General features: G+C 71.5%; 2 protein-coding genes. One reads left to right on the forward strand and one right to left on the reverse strand.

The features are described 5' to 3' along the window. Window positions 1-812: 812 nt before the first annotated feature. Window positions 813-1,667 (reverse strand): NAD-dependent epimerase/dehydratase family protein, encoded by an 855-nt coding sequence (locus BFF77_RS31005; RefSeq protein ID WP_066956706.1) that lies wholly within the window; start codon window positions 1,665-1,667, stop codon window positions 813-815. A 136-nt stretch (window positions 1,668-1,803) separates the two neighbouring features. Here BFF77_RS31005 and BFF77_RS31010 point away from each other — a divergent pair, with 136 nt between their 5' ends. Further along, window positions 1,804-2,652 (forward strand): helix-turn-helix transcriptional regulator, encoded by an 849-nt coding sequence (locus BFF77_RS31010; protein ID WP_066956708.1) that lies wholly within the window; start codon window positions 1,804-1,806, stop codon window positions 2,650-2,652. Window positions 2,653-3,084 lie beyond the last annotated feature (432 nt).

Consider the following 3,084-nt stretch of genomic DNA (forward strand, 5'->3'; position numbering starts at 1 on the left):
CCGCGCCGCGGCGCGGGCAGCAGAGTCGTGGCGGCCGTGCGGCTGTCCGGGTCGGCGTAGTGGCCGGAGTGGGTGGCGAGGGCGTGGGCGAGCCAGTCGTCGATCGCCTCGGCGCGGTGGCCGCCGCAGTCGTTCGGGAACAGGCCGGGGCGGCTTCGTCACCCGGCCTGCTCCGCCACGGTCTGGTCGAGTCGGCCGTCCCCGGCGAGGGCCCCCGTTCATCGGCCCGGCGGCCACCCGCTGCTGCTCCTGGCGACGCTGCCGCTCGGTTTCCTCGCGGCGCCGGTCTTCGGCGAGCTCCTCCTGGACGACCGCGTCGGCGTCCGGGTCGTACGGGCCACCGGTCGCGGCGAGCAGCCGCGTGAGGCGCTGCCACTCCGCGAGCTCCGCTTCACGGCGCCCGCCGTCGTCGGCCAGGTCCTCATGGCGTCGGTCCAGGTGCGCGGTGCAGTTCGGCCTCCTCGAGCCCCTTCACCGCCTCGCTGGGCGTCATGCCCCGCGCGCGGCGCCGCGCCGAGGACCGGCCGATCTTCGCGTAGTCGATCGGCGTGCGCGGGGTACCGATGCGGCCGCGGACCTCGAAGACACGGCGCCGCCGCTACCCGTCGGATCTGTTCATCAGGACTCGCCTTCGGCTCGGATACGGAAACGGGGGCCCGTCCGGGAATTCCTGATCCTGCCCGCGGCGGTGCTGATCGTGACGTACCTGGGACGGCCACCGCGTGCTGCACCTGATGGTGGTCGTGATCGCGGTGTCGGGGGCGGTGCTGCTGGGGCAGATCACAGGGGTGGACTGCCCGGCGCGGGGACCGTCACAGGGCTCCGGCGTCCCGGGCCGTCCAGACACTCGGGTAGATCGGCCGGAAGCCGAGCTCCCGGCGGATCCGCTGGTTGGACATGATCCCGAACCACGGGTCGGGGTCCGTGAGCTCGTGGAGCCCGGCGGGCACCTCCACGCCGTTGAGCTGGTACAGCTCGACCGTCGTGACGGGGGCGTCGTCGGCGATGTTGTAGATCCGGTCGGCGATGCCCGACGTGTACAGCAGACGCATCAGGCCCTGGGCGACGTCCGCGTGGTGGGCCATCTGCAGGCGCTGGTGCGGTGCCCAACGGACGGCCCAATGCAAGGAGTTGGCGAGGTGCGGGTCGCCTTCGCCGTAGACGAAGGGGAGGCGTCCGATACGGACATCCAGGCCCTTGAGCGCGAGCAGTTCGCGCTCGGCCTCGGCCTTGGACTCCGGGTAGGCGCCCCACATCGCGCCGCCCGGGTGGCTCTCATCCTCCTCGGTCAGCGGGCGGCCCCGTCCGACGCCGTACACATTGCCCGTGCTGACCTGCACGAACCGCTCCACGCCGGAGGCCTGCGCGGCGCGGCCCAGAGCCACCGCGGCGTCCCGGTTGACGGCCCACGCCTCCTCGTCCGGCACTCCGCGGAAGGAGGCGGCGACGTTCACGACGGCGTCCACGCCGGCGAGCGCCTTGCCGAGTGTCTCCTCCTCACGCATGTCTCCTACGGCGACCTGGGCGCCAAGCTCCGCGAAGCGCTCGCCGCGGGCCGCGTCCCGCACCAGGACCCGCACCTGCTCGCCCGGCTGCCGCTGGGCCAGCAGCCTCGGCACGAAGCGGCGTCCGACCTGTCCCGTCGTACCGGTCACCAAAGTCAGCATGATGTGCTCCTCACGCACTGTGTCGCCTGTCGTTGACAACCAGCCTCGGCCGACGCGGGGACGACCGGGAGAGACCTCTTGATCAGGGGATCGAAAGTCCCTGGATAAGTGGGTCGGCCTCCCGCACCCTGGAGAGGTGAACCGAGCCGAACTCGCCGACTTCCTGCGCCGCACCCGCGCCCGCCTGGCCCCTTCCGACGTGGGTCTGACGGCCGGAGCCCGGCGCCGTACACCGGGGCTGCGCCGCGAGGAGGTGGCCCAGTTGGCCGGCATGTCCGTGGACTACTACACGCGGCTGGAACAGTCCCGGGGCCCGCGCCCTTCCCGCCAGATGCTCAGCGCGTTGGCCCGCGCCCTGCGTCTGACGGAGGACGAACGCGACCACCTCTTCCACCTCACCGGTGAAGAGTCGCCCCGCCGAGAGGCGGCCGGCACGCACGTGCGTCCGGGCCTGCTCCTGGTGCTGGACCGGCTGCACGACACCCCGGCGACAGTGGTGACCGACTGCGGCGAGGTCCTGGCCCAGAACGCGCTGTCGCGGGCGCTGAGCGGAGACGTCCTCGCCCGCCCGCCCCGAGGACGCAACATGATCCGCCGCTTCTTCCTGGACCCGGCGGCCCAGGAACTGTTCCCGCCCGAGGACCGCCCGGAGCGCGCCCGCGAGCAGGTCGCCGGCCTGCGAGCGGTGACCTCGGCCCGCCCCACGGACCCCGAACCCGCCGCCCTCGTCACCGAACTGCGCGCCACGAGCGAGGAGTTCGCCCGCCTCTGGGACGAACACGAGGTCGCCGTACGCCGCACCTCCACCAAACGCTTCCGGCACCCTGCGATCGGCATCCTCGAACTCGACTGCGAGGTCCTCGTCAACTCCGACCACAACCAGCAACTCGTCATCCACACGGCCCGCCCGGGCACGGAGTCGTACGAGCGCTTGCAGCTGCTGCGGGTGGTGGGCCTGCAGGACCTGACGCCGGCGGGCTCCTGACCGCGTGCGCCCGATGGCAGTAGAAGTCCGAAGTCGCCGGGGCCACAGCAGGGATCACAGTAAGTAACTTTCCATGCCGGACGGTAACGTCACCGCAACCCTACCGTCCAGCCTCTACTTGCCCCTGCCCCACACCAGCCCCTTGCGATCACGACGTGGAACGCTCGGCCGAGAAGCCCGGTCGTGAGCTGACGAGCCGTCACGAAAGTCAGCATCGGGTCAGCATGAGGTCTGGCACAGACGGGAATAGGCGGCAACACCTGCGACTCGAACAGGCCCTCCGAAGCAGACCTGGACCACCCCGGCCGAGGCGCCCGATCACCCGGCCGAGGGAATTGACGATCAACGAATGCCCTTGGGCCAACAAACACGAAAGCGCAGATCAGCGCGTGCGTCCCCGTGGTTTCAGCGGGACCGGGGGGAGTTCGGGGG

Origin of the sequence: Streptomyces lushanensis, assembly GCF_001700515.1 — a bacterium.
In the GTDB taxonomy this organism is placed as follows: Bacteria; Actinomycetota; Actinomycetes; order Streptomycetales; family Streptomycetaceae; genus Streptomyces; species Streptomyces lushanensis.